Annotated in this window: 10 protein-coding genes and 1 pseudogene; 7 read left to right on the top strand and 4 right to left on the bottom strand. The window is 70.0% G+C overall.

Annotated elements, in window-relative coordinates; genetic code table 11:
* Positions 1-76: 76 nt before the first annotated feature.
* Both OG927_RS32970 and OG927_RS32965 read left to right on the top strand, forming a co-directional pair.
* A complete protein-coding gene (locus tag OG927_RS32970) occupies positions 77-316 on the top strand; it encodes a DUF6924 domain-containing protein (RefSeq protein ID WP_330321280.1) in 240 nt (79 codons plus the stop codon).
* Positions 317-729: 413 nt separating this feature from the next.
* A complete protein-coding gene (locus OG927_RS32965; protein ID WP_330321279.1) occupies positions 730-1,527 on the top strand; it encodes a DUF3048 domain-containing protein in 798 nt (265 codons plus the stop codon).
* 19 nt (positions 1,528-1,546) lie between these two features.
* Here the strand turns inward: OG927_RS32965 and OG927_RS36080 are convergent.
* Positions 1,547-2,038, bottom strand: a pseudogene (locus OG927_RS36080) (transposase); the annotation flags it as partial.
* Positions 2,039-2,446: 408 nt separating this feature from the next.
* Here OG927_RS36080 and OG927_RS32960 point away from each other — a divergent pair.
* Positions 2,447-3,010 carry a dihydrofolate reductase family protein gene (locus OG927_RS32960; RefSeq protein ID WP_330321278.1) on the top strand — a complete coding sequence of 188 codons (564 nt, stop codon included), beginning with the start codon at positions 2,447-2,449 and terminating at the stop codon, positions 3,008-3,010.
* A gap of 248 nt (positions 3,011-3,258) precedes the next feature.
* On the opposite strand, the gene OG927_RS32955 is transcribed toward OG927_RS32960, so the two are convergent.
* On the bottom strand, positions 3,259-5,214 hold the full coding sequence (locus tag OG927_RS32955; RefSeq protein WP_330321277.1) for a DUF6461 domain-containing protein: 1,956 nt from the start codon (positions 5,212-5,214) through the stop codon (positions 3,259-3,261).
* Positions 5,215-5,436: 222 nt separating this feature from the next.
* Here OG927_RS32955 and OG927_RS32950 point away from each other — a divergent pair, with 222 nt between their 5' ends.
* From OG927_RS32950 to OG927_RS32940, 3 genes are all read left to right on the top strand, one after another.
* Positions 5,437-6,084 (top strand): transposase, encoded by a 648-nt coding sequence (locus tag OG927_RS32950; protein ID WP_056792890.1) that lies wholly within the window; start codon positions 5,437-5,439, stop codon positions 6,082-6,084.
* Between the two features lie 42 nt (positions 6,085-6,126).
* Positions 6,127-6,714 (top strand): SMI1/KNR4 family protein, encoded by a 588-nt coding sequence (locus tag OG927_RS32945; RefSeq protein WP_330321276.1) that lies wholly within the window; start codon positions 6,127-6,129, stop codon positions 6,712-6,714.
* Between the two features lie 490 nt (positions 6,715-7,204).
* Positions 7,205-8,449, top strand: a complete 1,245-nt coding sequence (locus OG927_RS32940; protein WP_330321275.1) for a serine hydrolase domain-containing protein — start codon at positions 7,205-7,207, stop codon at positions 8,447-8,449.
* A 301-nt stretch (positions 8,450-8,750) separates the two neighbouring features.
* Here the strand turns inward: OG927_RS32940 and OG927_RS32930 are convergent, their stop codons facing one another.
* Both OG927_RS32930 and OG927_RS32925 read right to left on the bottom strand, forming a co-directional pair.
* The gene (locus OG927_RS32930; RefSeq protein ID WP_330321274.1) at positions 8,751-11,309 is read right to left on the bottom strand and encodes a WD40 repeat domain-containing protein; all 2,559 of its coding nucleotides are present in this window, start codon (positions 11,307-11,309) and stop codon (positions 8,751-8,753) included.
* The gene (locus OG927_RS32925; RefSeq protein WP_330321273.1) at positions 11,306-13,864 is read right to left on the bottom strand and encodes a hypothetical protein; all 2,559 of its coding nucleotides are present in this window, start codon (positions 13,862-13,864) and stop codon (positions 11,306-11,308) included. The genes OG927_RS32930 and OG927_RS32925 overlap by 4 nt, the downstream gene beginning before the upstream one ends.
* Positions 13,865-14,322: 458 nt before the next feature.
* Here OG927_RS32925 and OG927_RS32920 point away from each other — a divergent pair, with 458 nt between their 5' ends.
* Positions 14,323-14,817 (top strand): hypothetical protein, encoded by a 495-nt coding sequence (locus OG927_RS32920; RefSeq protein WP_330321272.1) that lies wholly within the window; start codon positions 14,323-14,325, stop codon positions 14,815-14,817.
* Positions 14,818-14,825 lie beyond the last annotated feature (8 nt).

Below are 14,825 nucleotides of genomic sequence, written 5' to 3'. Positions count from 1 at the left end.
CACGCTCCGTGTGCCCGGGCTCCCGCTGATGCGTATCGACAGCGACAACGGCGTCTGAGACAACGTCCTTCAGCGCATGGGCGAGCTGGCCGGCATGCACCCGCCCGGCGCCGACCTGAACGGGATAACCTCCGACGTGGTGCTGATCGCCGACGCCACCACGTTGCGCGAGACCGGTCAACGCGTCCGCGTGATCCTCATGAAGGACGAGATCGGCTTCGCCTTCCGGGTGGCCCTCGATGCCGTGGGGATCGTGATGGTGGACCTGGCGCTGAGCAGCATGGGCATCGAAGACTGGCGAGGGGACGACGCGTAGGCCGTTCTCCGAGCGTGTTGTCGCTGATCCGCGTGGTGGTACGGGCTCATAGGCCACCCGTGTTCCTCTACCGGGAGAACGATAGGCGGGGACCACTATGGCCGATGCAGCCCGAACGGACCGGTCGTCGGCGAGCAGGGCAGCGCTGGAGGACTCTCCGCGCCGCGCCTGAGGCGCTCCGGCCGTTCTTGTGCGTGATGATTTACCCGGAAGGTCATCGCCGCAGCAGACAGGAGCCGGTACCCAGGGCCGGCTCGAAAGGGCCGACAGCCATGCCCCCCTCTGGAACGAATAGATTGACCGCCGGCGCCCTCGCCGCCCTCACGCTCGTCATCTCCGCGGCCTGCGGCAGCCCGGGCGGAGGGGAAGCAACTCCCACGACGGCAGTCGCACCACGCGCCGACGTCCTCGCTGTGAAGATCGACAATGTGGCCGCGGCCCGGCCGCCGACCGGGCTCGAGAAGGCCGACATCGTCTATGTGGAGCAGGTGGAGGCGGGACTGAGTCGCATACTCGCCGCTTACTCCTCCGAGGTGCCGTCCGTCGTCGGCCCCGTACGCAGCGCTCGCGAGACGGATCTCGAGCTGCTCCGGCAGTTCGACGAGCCCACGCTTGCGTACTCGGGCGCCCAATCCGCCCTCAGTCCGTCGATCGACGCGGCTCCCCTCGACGCACTGCCACCGTCGAAAGCACCGGACGCCTATTTCCGCGGCGGTGACCACGCCGCTCCGCACAATCTGTACCTGCGCCCGGGGAGGATTCCCCACGCCTCCACCGGGGTGAACGCGGCTGAGGACATCGGGCTCCGCTTCGCCGCGCCGCCCCCGGGCGGCACCCCGGTCGTCGGGCGCACCGTGTCGTACCCGTCGGCGTTGTTCACCTTCACCTGGGCGGCGGACCGGGGCCTTTGGATGGTGAGCATGGACAGAACCCCGGCCCGTACCGTATCCGGGGAACGGCTCGGGGCCGCCTCAGTGATCCTGCAGGATGTGGACGTGCAGCCTTCACGCTTCCAGGACCGAGGCGGAAACACCTCACCCTTCAGCGCGACCGTGGGGTCCGGCTCGGCGACCATCCTGCGTGATGGCAAGTCGTACGACGTGACGTGGGAGCGGAATACCGCCGAGTCGGAAACCAAGTTCACCACCAAGAACGGCGAGCCAATGACGCTCGCGACCGGTCAACTCTGGATCGTGCTCGTACCCAAGTGACGCGGAGCTGCAGGAGTCATCACACGCGGACTCCGACGGCCCCGGTGTGATCCTCGGGGCTCGGTAGGTGCCCTCCGACTCCAGGTGTCACCGCCCGTATCCAGGCAGCCGGGCGGGCGTCGGCCGCCTGCCGGGCCGCCCCCGCGACTGTCCGGCGCCAGCAGCAGAAGCTCGGGCGGCTGACGCCAGGGATGCTGCAGCGCCGTTTGACGCCGTGACGGCGCTGGAGGTCGGCAACACACTGGAAGTACACCAGCAGGTCTCGCCGGCGAAATACTTGGCGGCCTTCTGCAGGATCTCGCATTCGTTCTCCAGCTCGCGGCCTTTCTCCGCAGGGCCGCGTTCTCCGCCTCCAACGGGGCGGAGGGCTGGGCCGGTTTCTACGTCCGGCGTCCCGGTAACGGCTTGCTCCTGCATCCCTCACCCAGTTCCGCAGGGTCTCCGGATCTATTCCCAGATCGGCGGCGACCGACCTGATCGTCGCCTCCGGCCGCGACTCGTACAGCGCGACCGCGTCCGCTTGAACCCCGGCGGGTAGTTCTTCCTGACCACGAGATGTCCGTTCTCAGATCCTCAGGATCCAGTGTCTCGTGTGTCCAACATCCGGGGTCAAGGCCCGTCGTAAAGCTCCGGCACCTCGTTGAACACTCGGCCGCGGTCGTTTCACTTCGGGCGCGCACTCGGATTATCAGTGAGTACCGTACAAGCTGTGAGGCTCGTCGACGGGGACGCCACTGGTACAACGGCAGCTCCCTCGACAGCAGCCGTGCCAGTTCATTCTGCCTGTTTCGCCAGCATCGTTCGGTCGGAGATCCTCTCCGTACGGAGCATCTGCCTGGCGTGATGGGTGGCCTGACCTATGATTTTCCGCGCCGTGCTGGTCTGTACGCCGAATACCGACTCACGGGAGGCTGACACCATGCGAAAACTGACCTTTGCCATGAACACGAGCCTGGACGGCTACATCGCCGCGCCGGGCAACGACCTCGGCTGGAGCGTGCCGAGCGACGAGCTGTTCCAGTGGTGGTCCGACCGGGTGGGGGCGACGGGTCTGGCACTGTACGGGCGCAAGCTGTGGGAGACGATGAGCTCCCACTGGCCGACCGCCGACCAGCAGCCGGGTGCCACACCGGCGGCGATCGAGTACGCCCGCCGCTGGCGGGCCATGCCGAAGGTGGTGTTCTCCTCAACGACCAGCACAGTCAACTGGAACACCCGCCTGGTCACCGACGACGCGGTCACCGAGATCACTCGGCTCAAAACCCAGAACGGTGGCCCCATGGACGTCGGCGGCGCCACACTCGCCGCAGCAGCCATGCGGGCCGAGCTGATCGACGAGTACGCGATCGTCACCCATCCGGTCCTGGTGGGCGGCGGCACGCCGATCTTCATGGCCCTGGACAACTGGGTGAACCTGAGCCTCGTGGAGACCCGGACGTTTCCTGACGGCGTGGTGCTGACCAGGTACGAGACCAAGCGCTGAGTGCTCGACGTCGGATCAGCGTGGCCTTCGTCGAAGCCCCGCCACCTGCAGCCAACCCGATCCGTCACCAGGGATCGGACGGCACCCGGTCAGATGGCGGCGACCTGGCACCTGGCTGCTGCCATCAGTTCAACGCAGGCTGCCGCCTCGCCTACCAGAGGCCAGGTCCGCCGCTTGGCGCGGACGTCGCTCACCGCAGCGCAGACGTCGTGGATGTGGGATTCGCGGTACGGGGCCGGGCAGCCGGTTCATCCGAGGTCCGACATGATCACCCACCTCGCGGAGCCGGTCACCTCCGTTACCGTCGGACGGATTCCGGCGGTGCGGCAGAGGAGTTCGAGGGTGTCGTGGAACGCGGCCTCCAGGGGATCGTCCACGCCCATCGCCGCCATCGCCGCCCGGACCTCCGGGGTGGTCGGTTCCTCGGATCCCTCTTCGGAGTGGTCGGCCACTATCTCGCCGTCGCGGTACACCATGAAAGTGGTGTCCGCGTTGATGCTCTTCGAGCAGGAAACGGCGAAGGTGCCGCTGGAGAGCGCCGAACTGTCGGTTTCCGAGTGGCCGTTGTCCTCGACGAGCAGGGTGTGCGGGCCGAGGGCGAACGCGGCCACGAGCACGTCGTCCATGCCGGAGTCCTCGATCTCGCTCTGTGTCAGCAGGTCGTCCCAGGTGCCCGTTCGGACCTGCGCCGGGTCTGCGCCCAGGCGTAGCAGGGCCTCGTCGGGTGTCGTGTCGTGCACGACGGCGACGCAGTAGTACTGCAGGCCGTTGAGCTCCTCCAGCCACGCCTCGAATTCCTCGGTCGGCTCTTGCGGGGCAGCGTCCCCTTGTGCCGCCTCTTCGCCGTTGCGCCACACGACCGTGCCGTCCGCGCGGCACAGCAGCACTTCCCCGCTCTCCACGCGCAGTTCGTCGGCCGGACCGGCCAACGCCGGCCGCTCGGTGTCATCGTCGAGGATCCGCAGCATGCCGTCCTCGTCCAGGATCAGTCCTGGCTGCTGTGCTTCTCCCAGGTGTGCGTACCAGAGCCAGGTGCCGTCTGCCCCGAACAGCACCAGACGCCGGTCGTCGTGATGGCCGAGCACCGTGATGCCGTCGGCGGAGGTGAGGGCATGCTGCCGCAGCGTCTGTCCCCGGCGCAGGACCGCACCGTGCGGGGCGTGCACGGAAGGAGCGTCGCAGGACGCGTGGGCGTCCAACGACCACACGGGCCGGCCCTCCGTGTCGAGCAGTTCCACCCGGCCGTCGTCCCGGACGGCGAGCCGCTGGGCACCTGAACCGGCCGTGCCGGAACGCCAGACGGGCGCACCGTGCGGGTTGTGCACCATCAGGTCGCCGTCGACCGTCAGCTCGGTCCATCCGGCGTGGGCCCAGTGTGTGCCGGTCGACCACACGTCGTGGTGCGCGGCGTTGCAGTGCAGCACCAGGTCGCCGTTTCCCCGGTGGGCCAGGGTGTGAGAGCCGGAGGGGGAGGTCAGCGACTGCTGGCGCAGGCGCCCGCCGACCCCGAGCTCCGGTCCGCCGTAGGCATAGGGGGCTCCCGCGGACACCGGCGTGGCCGGCCTCTGTGTGCCTTCGTGCCACAGGACGGTGCCGGCAGCGTCCGTCAGGCACAGCGTCCGGGCCTTCACCCCGGTACCGTTGACCGGCAGCATGCGCCAGCCGAGCACGGTCCCCTCCTGCTCCAGCCAGTCGACCAGCGGCCCGGACAGCGCATAGCTCCCGCCGCCGCCGTTGGGCCAGTGCTCGCCGACCCGGAGCTGTCCGTCCTGTTCTCGTACGACGGTCCGGCGCTTCTTGCCTTCGCTGAGCAGGAAACTGCAGGCGGTGATGTCAGCTGCAGGGGCGGTGTCCCGCAGGGCCAGCGCTTCGACCGGACCAGTGCGCAAGTTGCCCAGGCGCGCATGCTCGCCGCTGAGCAGTTCCAGGTCGCCCCCGTCGGTGAGGATCAGGTAGCGCGCCCCGGGCGCTGCGAAACCCGAGCGCCAGACCGTCTCGTGACTGTCCCCGGCCTCGACCTGGACCTCGTCCCCGTCGCCGAGCAGCAGTCGTCCGGCGGCCCCCGCCCGCCAGGTGACTTCGTCCTGCTCGGTGTCCGTGATCACGGCGATGCCAGCCGAGTCGTGGTGCAGGACGAACCGTCCGGAGGGTGAGCGCAGTTGTTCGCCTGCGTAGAGGCGATTGAACTGGAGAACTTCGCGCATGGTGACTTCTTCCTGTGCCGAGCGCCGCGGGTACGGCGTGCTTGATCGCATCGTGCCGGGTGCCACTGACAACCTGCCGGCTCTTGTACACAACTGCCGTATCAGCAGCGCCCGTGGCCTACGGACATCGATTCGCCGACCGCGTCCGCGCCAAGCACGCGACCGTCCGCGAACTGCTGGCCACCGGCCTCAGCCGGAGGGCAAATCGGCCGCCGACTCCGCATGACCTCTCGCACCGTCAAGCTCTTCGCCGACGCAGCCACCCCAGAGGATCTCTTCCGCGGGCAATGGCAAGGTCGACCGTCCAAGCTCGACGCATTCAAGCCCTACCTGGATGACCGCTGGAACCAGCGCTGCACCAACGCCTGGACGGTATGGGAGGAGAGCGTGCCACTCGGCTATCAGGGCAGTCAGCAGCGCGTTCGAGCCTACTTCCGGGAGAAGAGAACCTCTCCCAACCCTGTCACAGCTCGGCCACCGTCACCCCGCGTCGTGGCCGGCTGGGTCCTCCGGCGCCCCGAGACCCTCGCTGAGATCGACCACCTTCGGCTCAAGGCCATCCTGGTCCACTGCCCCGAACTCAATGCCCTCACCGGTCACGTCCGGTCCTTCGCCCAGACGCTCACCGAACGCCAAGGCGAACGGCTGCCGCAGTGGCTCGACACCGTCCGACAAGACGACCTCCCCAGCCTCCGTACCCTCGCCGCAGGCATCGAGCGTGACCGTGATGCCGTCATCGCCGGCCTGACCCTGCCCTGGAGTTCCGGTGTCGCCGCAGAACATGTCAACCGGATCAAGATGCTCAAGCGCCAGATGTTCGGACGGGCCGGCTTCGCCCTGCTGCGGAAGAGGGTTCTTCTGGCCAGCTGACCACAGCCACCCATAGGGTGTCGGGGACGAGAGAAGAGCACGATGGATCCCCGCATACCCCGCCTGCATCGCAAGCTGGCCACGATCCCTTTCCAGCCACTCCGCAGCTACTCCTTCGGGGAAGAGCAGCACAAGTTCTGCCTCGGTCCGAAGATGGCGGAAGCACGCGTCGCTGCGTTCGAGGCCGAGCACGACATTGTCCTGCCCGACGCCTACCGGCAGTTCCTCACGCATGTCGGAGGATCAGGTGCGGCGCCGTTCTACGGCCTCATGACGCTGGAGCGTTGTTCCCTGCTGGTCATGAATCCTCGCGGAGAGCCGGGTACACCCCGCGGCTTCGACGGCACACACACCAGGGCCGACGGACGCGACCTCTTCCTCCACATCATCGAGATGGGCTGCACGGACGTCTGCGTCATCGCGGTGACCGGACCCCTCACCGGCCGCGTCCTCATTGGTAACAGCGACGGCTTTTGGGGCCCCAACGTCTCCTCCGCCACCGACTTCCTCGACTGGTACGAACGCTGGCTCAACCATATGAGCACCGGCCGTGACAACCGGGCCCTGGAACTCACCTCACCGCGGCTTCGCGCCCATCCAAACTGCCATCGCATGGCTCCGAAGATCTGACTCTCCGTAACGACCACACGGAATGTGAGCCAGAGCCTCGAACGAACCCATTGACGACGAAGAATGGGTGCTACGGCAGATCGACCTGCAAGGACCTCAGCGTCGACCCGTGACTCCGCCCTGTCTGGCGGAGGTTCCCAAAGCCCGGGACCACGCCGATCTCGCGGCGATGGCCGCCTACGAGCGGAAGTACGGAGTCCTCGGGAAGGTAGGTCTGCACGGGTGGCGGCTCGGCCTTGCCACTCTCCCAGGGCACGACCGTCGGGCGACGCACCTCCAACGCGGCGGCAGTGAGTGGCCGCCAGTAGTCGCATGCGTCGCGGGCGACCCCTTCGTGGCCTTCCGCCCGCGCGAAGTATGTGTCCTTCCCCCGGCCCGTCCCGGATGTCCCTTACCGGCCGGCCCGACCTGAACCCTGGAGGTATCCCCACACCGTTCCGGAGGCTGCCACCATGGGCGCAGCCGACCGTCCCGGGCAGGGTGTGAGGGCATGAAGGCAACACAGAAGACCTCGCGGGCCCGCCTTGCCACCGCCGCTCTCCTCGCCGCCGCCGTTGCGTCCACAGCACTCGCGCCTGGTGCTGCGGCCGCTCCCCACCCGGCGTCTGCTGACACCGCGGCCTCCGCGGACGGCCGGCTCACCTCCCGGCAGCTCCAACGCGAAACGGCCCACGTCCTTGCAGAGGGTGGGTTCGTCGGCATCACTGTGCGGGTGCGTGACGGCGCCCGCACGGTACACGCCCGAGCGGGCGAGGCCGAGCTGCACGCCGACCGCCCTGTGCCGCGCGGGGCGGAGTTCAGGATCGGCAGCGTCACCAAGACGTTCGTGGCCACCGTGGTGCTGCAACTCGTCGCCGAGGGCCGCCTGTCCCTGGACGACACCGTCGAGCGCTGGCTGCCGGGGGTGGTGAGCGGCAACGGCAACGCCGGCAGCCTCATCACCGTCAGGAACCTACTGCAGCACACCAGCGGCATCCACAACTACGGCCCCGAAGAGGATACCGGGAACACTGAAGCCGATTTCGAGCGGACAAGATTTGACCACTGGGACCCCGAGCAGTTGGTCGCCGGCGGAGTGCGCCACCGGCCGGACTTCCCACCTGCACCGGCCGATGCCCCCAAGTCCGACTGGAACTACTCCAACACCGGCTATGTCCTCGCCGGGATGATTATCGAGAAGGCCACCGGGCGGCCCTGGGCCGAGGAGGTACGCGACCGCATCATCCGGCCGCTCGGCCTGACCGGCACCTACGCCCCCGGCGACGACCCGTACCTGAAGCCGCCGCATGCCCACACCTACCACCTCTTCCCCGGCTCGGTCACCTGGACCGACACCACGGCCAGGAACATCTCCCAAGCGGACGCGGCCGCTGCCCTCGTCGGCACCGAACGCGACGTGGACCGCTTCTTCACCGCCCTGCTCGGCGGGCGCCTGCTGCCTCCCGCCCAGCTCGCGGAGATGCGCAGGACCGTGTCCGTCGGCGAGGACTTCCAAGTGGGATTCCCCGGCCTGCGGTACGGCCTGGGACTGATGCGGCAGCCGCTGACCTGCGGCGGCGATACATGGGGCCACGGAGGGGACCTGGAGGGATTCACTATGCGCACCGGCTTCACCGCAGACGGGCGCCGCTCAGTCGTCGTCGTAGCCAACGGCACCGGCGGCGAGCAGCTGCTCGCCGCCGAGCGGGCCGTCCGCGGGCTTGTCGACCGCACCCAGTGCGCCGGTGCCGAATGACGCGGGTGGCCGACGGGTCCGTGGCGTGCCGGGGCTGGCGGGTGAATCCCGTCGATCACCTGCCGGTGATCCCGCCACCTGCCCCAACGCCCGTTACTGGCTGGCAGGAACGGCCGCAGCCGTTCCCTGTCGGCATCACTCGGATCGCCCCGCCCCATGCCCACAGGAACGACTAGGACACGTAGTAGTCACATGATCGGCCGGACACGTCCTCAGCGGGTCGTGGTCGGGCGTCGGACCGCAGCGTCCGCTCCACGTGCGGGCCGCGGCCCGCACGTCGGGCACGGTTCCCGTGGAGGCGTCAGGCGATCCCGCCCTCCGCCTCCCCGGGAACCACCGGACCGCCGGCCCCGGGAGCGAGCCAGCGCTCCACCGAGTCCACGAAGGTGAGCCGTTCCGCACAGCCCACCGCGCCCAACGCGCGCCGGAGCTCCGGATCCCCCGTCACCACGACGACCCGGGCCGCGGCGACCGCCTCGGCGACTTCCTCGAGGATCGCCGCACGCAACGACGACCGGCCCGGCTTCACCAGCGGGGCGCTCCAGCCTGTCGCCCTCAGATAGCCCCTGAACCTGTCGAGCTCGGACACTTCGGGGCAGGGTACGACGGCGCGATGCGGCCGACCGCCGGAGAGGTCCGCCCGGAGCGCGCCGAAGTCGAGAAGCCGCCCCTGGCTCGCCCGGTTGCACCACTGCTGGTCGACGACGAGGGTGACCTCGGGGTCCGTGAAGAGCAGCGGTGTGACCGTCGGCGTCGCCGCCGCCACGGCCATCACCTCCAGCAGAGTCAGGCCGCCGTGCCGGTCGGCCACCAGCAGCCGCCCATCCCACGAAGTGACCACGCGCGGAAGCGCTTTGGGCAGCAGCCCCGTGTGCCGCCCCGTACGCGTGTCCCAGCACTCCACCAGACCGGCGTCGTTGACCGAGGCGACCCAGGATCCGTCCGGCGCGACGGCGATCGAGCGGATCCGGGAGGGGCCCCTGCCGTCCCGGACTGCGCCGACGGCGTCCTTCGCGGTGGGCTCCGCCGTCGGCGCGGCACCGCCGGTCCGCCGACTGAGCAGCCGCCCTCCGGGCTCCAGACCGGTGGCGTCCCAGCTCACCAGCCTCCCCCGGTCGTCCCCGGTGACGACCCTCGCCCCGTCCGCGGTCACCGCCAGTGCTCTTGTCCTGCTCCATACCCGGCCCAGAGTGCGCATCGCCCCCGGGCGTTCCAGCTCCCAGCGTGTGAGCTCGCCCGTCTCGCCCACGGTGATCACCCAACGGCCGTCCGGCGCGACGGCCGGCATGCCCCCGCTGCCACGTCCGATCCAGACCGCTTCGACGCCGACCGCGGGTGGATCGCCCGACGGCCACAGCAGCAGGTCGCCGTCGGCCATGACGGTCAGCAGAGTGGTCCCCCCGAGGACCGCCGCGAGGTGCCGGACCGTTCGTCTGCGACCGTCCGGCGGACGCACCACCACCGGCGGATCAGCGGGAGCAGCCGGGTCGCGCACCAGCAGACTCCCGTCCTCCCCGCCGCAGGCGAGCCTGCCGTCGGCGAGGAACGCCAGATGGCTCACCGGGGAGTCCCAGATCAACTCCGGCTTGGGAGCCCGCGTGCCGCCGGGGCCGCCGCCCGCCGGAGCCCAGCGGTGGATCCCGTCCGTACCACCGGTGACGACCGAGGAGCCCATCGGATCGACCGCGACCGTCCACACCTCGATGTCCCAGGGGCCGGCGGGCTCCGGGTCGGATCGGTCCCACACCATGAGGAAGCCGTCCCGCCCCCCGGTCACAGTCACTCCCGCCTCGGCGGACACGGCGGTGACGCCCCGGTCATGGGTGCCGAGCGCCCTTGGCCGCTCCTCCCCCGTATCCGTCGTCCAGTGCATCACACGGCCCTGCGTGGTACCGCAGATCACACCGGCGAGCGGTCCCGCCAACTGGTAGGCCGCTCCGCCCGTGAGGGGGCCCGCCCGGCCCATCGGCCGAGGTTCAGCGCCGGGGGCGGAGGCGTCCCAGGCCAGCAGCGTTCCGTCACGGCCGACGCTCACCACCTTGGAACCGGGCCCTGTGACGAGCGCGGTGATCTGTACCGGTCCGTGGAGGCCCATCAGCGTGGACGCTCCGTCGCCCTGCTCCGGGTCCCAGCGCCGGACTTCGCCACCGCGCCCTCCCGTGCAGAGCAGGCCCGTAGCGGGATCCACGGCGAGCGCCAGGCACCCTCGGCCCGGCTCGCCGATCCTGCGACCGCCTTCGCCGCCACCTCGGTCCCAGCGCATCAGGAAGCCGTCGTCGCCGACCGAGAAGACCGAGCCGTCGTTCCGGTCGACCACGACCGAGCGTACGTAGTCGTGGTGCCGCCCCAGAAGACGGCTTTCGTATCCCCCTGCGGTCGCGCTCCCGCGCCTTCTCCACTCGACGACGTCCCCCGCGTGGTCACCGGTCACGAACCAGGTGCCGTCAGCCCCCCAGGCGAGCGCGCTGACCCAATGGCGCAGCACGCCCAGGGGGGTCGGCCGCACCTGCGTCCCGGCGGTCGGCACGAGCCGGACGAAGTGGTCGGCCGCGGCGAACGCGACCTGCGCGCCGTCGGGCGACAGAGCCAGTGCGGTGATCTCTCCGAATCCCGAGGCCAGCCGCCGCCGGGCCCGGCTGGACGTCCACAGCGTGTTCAGGGCCGGGTCGCCCGCGATGCGCGCGAGCCGGTGCAGCCGGTTGGCCGCGGGACGTGCCAGGGCCTCGTCGCCGGTTCGCGTCCGCGCCTGGTGGAGAAGCTGCTGGGCGAGGACCTGCTGGCCCAGGGAGCCTCCGGGAGAGGCGAGTTCCGCGGCCTGGGCCCGGAGCGCCCCGAGCAGCTCCGCGACGGTGACGGTCAACGAGGCCTCCGACGTGGGTAGAGCGCCGCTTCGGACGCGGTGTGGAACTCGTAACCGGGCTGCCCCTTCCGACCGGTCTTGTAGCCGATGATCCGCGCCTGGATCTGGAAGCCGTCCGGGACGGGGACGATCAGCAGGGCGGTCTCCGTGATGCTCAGGCAGCGTCCGGTGTCCGGACTCAACGGGCCCAGCGGATCGTAGACGTGCGTACTGAACTTCCCGGTCTGCTCGACGACGGCCTTGGGGTAGCGCCCGCGCAACTGCTGCAGCGCCTCGTGGGCGTCGGCGTGGGTGGCGAAGGTGCGCAGGGACTTCTGGCGCCGGGGGTTGCCTTCGAGCCGCGATATGAGCGGGTCCGCGCCCCAGTTCGGGTTGGGGCTGTCCGGCCTGGGAGGGTAGGGGTCCCCCCGCGGCGTGGTGTCCGGCTCGGCCAGGAGGGACCACCGAACCGTGTCGCGGCGCACGGACAGACGGCTGTACTTGCCCCGTACGCGGCCCTTCCGGTCCTCCTCCGTCAGCCCGTGGTCCAGGATGTAGAGCGTCACGTGGTCGCTGCTCCGGCTCTCCTCGTCCTCCTTCGCCGTGGTGTAGGTGGCGCGGATCCTGTCCAGGCGGTCCACCGCCTCCGCGCGGGTGGCAAAGGTGGCGGCGCCGATGAGGATCTCCTCGATCAGCTTGTGCCCGGCCCTGGCGTAGAAGGGCTTGGACGTCCCGGACCGTGAGGGCTTCTTCACCGTCGACGGGGACGCCTGTGCCGCGAGCCCGGAGGGCGGGGACGGCACGCTCGCGCGCACGGCGGCCGGCGCCGGCGCGCTGTCGGGCATGTCCGGGGCCGTCCACAGCTCCTGCTCCGCAAGGGACGGATCCGCCTCCACCATCGCTTCGATCTGATGCACGACTCTGGACGGCCCCAGGGGGAGCGTCCCGTCCGGGCCGGGATGGGCGACGCAGGTCTCCGCCCAGTCCCAGCGTTCCAGGAGGGTCCTGGCCCAGACGCGGGCCTCCTGGGGCTTCCGCCGGTCGCGCAGCGCGTCGGCGATCACCGTTCCCACGTCCGCCAGCGCGGCCCGGCCGGCGACCGGATCCCATGCCGCGCCCGACGGGCCCAGCGGGGTGCGCGTCAGGATCCAGCGGCGGCGTTCGGCGTTCGGACCGGTCCGGTGGTCCGAGGGTTCCATGCCCAGCACGGCCTCACGGAGCGAGGAGTGCCCCAGGCGGTAGGTCCGTTCCTCGCCGGAGACCGTGTAATGGGGCCGGAGGGGCCCTGCGGCGATGCGGTCCAGGGCGTTCAGCCCGTCGGGGTTGACCGGCAGGTCCGCCACCTCCCACGCGTCGAGGAGGTCGTCGAGGGAGCGTCCGTGCGGCAGGACCGAGAGCATCGCGAGGAACCGCTCCATCGAACGCCACTCGGTGAGTTCCTGGCGCACTTCGTAGTGCCGACGCAGGCGGCTCAGTGCCGCGCGGTGGTATTGGACTGCGTTCTCCGCCACGGGCTCACCGGCGAGGTCGTCCGGGGAGAGGATGCCCTTGCGGAGCTCGTGCAGATATCCGGCCGCCACGAGGAAGAGCCCGCCGCTGAGCTCGGCCACACGCTCGGCCTTCCGTCGGCGGTCCGATTCGTCGTCAGGCAGGACCTCCAGAAGGCCGGTGGAGGCGAAGTCGACGATCTCGGCGACCGCGTCGCCGTCGCCCAGGTGGACCTCCTCCGCGGCCTCCAGCCAATCGGGCCGGTACTGGCTCGCCACCAGCACCTTCAGGTTCCACTCGGCGAACCGCGGATACTGTCCGAGCAGACCGCGCAGCGTGCGCAGCGCCGGGGCCCCGAAGGCCTCCCACTCGTCGAGGGCGTCGACGATCATCACGAGTGTGGTCCCGGCCAGCCCTTGTGCGGCTCGGGCGGCGAGCGCCGCGTACAGGGTCTCCGCCGCCGCCCCGGCGACCTCCTGCGCGGTCACCTGTTCGCCGACGACCGAGCCGTGATTGTTCACGACCGAGATGTCGATGTCCCGGACCGGCTGCGGACGACCGGTCAACAGGCTTCCGATCATGCCGGTCAGGCTCATGCCCTCCGCGTCGAACGCGTCGGCCATGTCCTGGATCAGCCTGACGGGGGCCGTCCAGGTCGGTGGGTCCCTACGGGTCCAGTCGCGGACGGAACAGTGGGCGATCCGGACAGCCGGCAGCACCGCGATCGCTTCGGCGGCGTCGTCCAGCAGGAAGGACTTGCCGGTGCCGGACGCGCCGGTCACCAGCATCACGGCATGCGCCGACCGGTCGGTGGCCCATCCAGTGATCCGATCCAGCCGGGAGACCCGCCGGTGCCGTTCCCGGACCTCCACCGTCAACGTACGCGCAGGGACGAACAGATGCGTGTCCTGTACGGACGCGACGACCATGCGGCAGCCCAGTCGGTCGAGCGCGTCCGACGAACGTGCGGCGAAGAGCACCGTGCCGTGGCCGCCGAAGCCACGGATCAACAGGTCCAGGTCATCGACCAGCACCAGGCGGGACGCCGGCGGCCCGGATCCTTCCGGCAGGCCGTGGACGCCGCCCATGACGTCGTGCCGGTGACCTCGTCGCTTCCTCGGTGTGCCGGGGACTGCCCCAGGGGCCGGGCACTCCCCGGCGCCCCGGGCGCCCGGCCCTTCACCGGGCCCGGTGACTGCTGTAGGGCCCGGGCACTTGTGCCGAACGTGCGGTCTGGAGGCGGGGTGCTGCGGTGTGCGGCAGTACCCCGCCCCGGCTTTGTTGGCCAGGAGCCAGAGGGTTTGTCACACCATGGCAAGAGCACCCCTGGACAAGACAGACGATGTAGCCGAGCTTCAGCAACCCGGTTGCTTGGAATGGCACTGATGTTGTGCGTCCCCTGGCTGCGTGCCGCAGACAGTCACCGTAGGCACGACGGGCAAAGCCCTCGCCGCCTGGACCGATGCCTTCGGATGGAGCTGCCAGCGAGCGGCGTGGTCGCCACGTGGCCCGGTCCGGGCGCGCGACGGAGTGGCAGGATGACACGGTGTCCGACCTTCTGTGTGAACTCTGGCTGCGCGGCGTCGCCTTCAATCCGGCGGCGCCCTCCGACGTACTGATACGGCTGATGGATCAAGCAGCCGGCGATCTCGGCCAGCTGATGTGCAAGGACCGCGACCTGCCCGACGCCGTCATCGACGCAGCCCTGCGCCACCCCGAGTGGCGGATCCGCGGCGCGCTCGCCCGCAACCAGCACGTAGATCCTCCGCGACTCGCCCCCTTGGCAACGGACCCGTCAGGACTTGTCCGCGCGCGGCTCGCCAACCCCCACCTCCGCCCCTGGCCCCGCTGGGTCCGGCCGCTGCCGGACGACGTCCTCGTCACCCTCCTGACTGCCCAGGACGGGGGCGAGGACGGCAAGGTCACCGCGAACGAGATCATCTGGGAGCTCGACTCGTCCCGGCAGATCCCGCTGTCCTTCTTCCGCTCCATGGCCGGCCACGAGGACCCTGCACTCCGGATACGGGCCACTTGGCGGTGAGAGTCGCT

Source organism: Streptomyces clavifer (assembly GCF_036345975.1).
GTDB classification, from domain to species: Bacteria; Actinomycetota; Actinomycetes; order Streptomycetales; family Streptomycetaceae; genus Streptomyces; species Streptomyces clavifer.
Note: the sequence above shows the minus strand (reverse complement) of the source record. Positions and strands in the feature narration are given on the sequence as shown.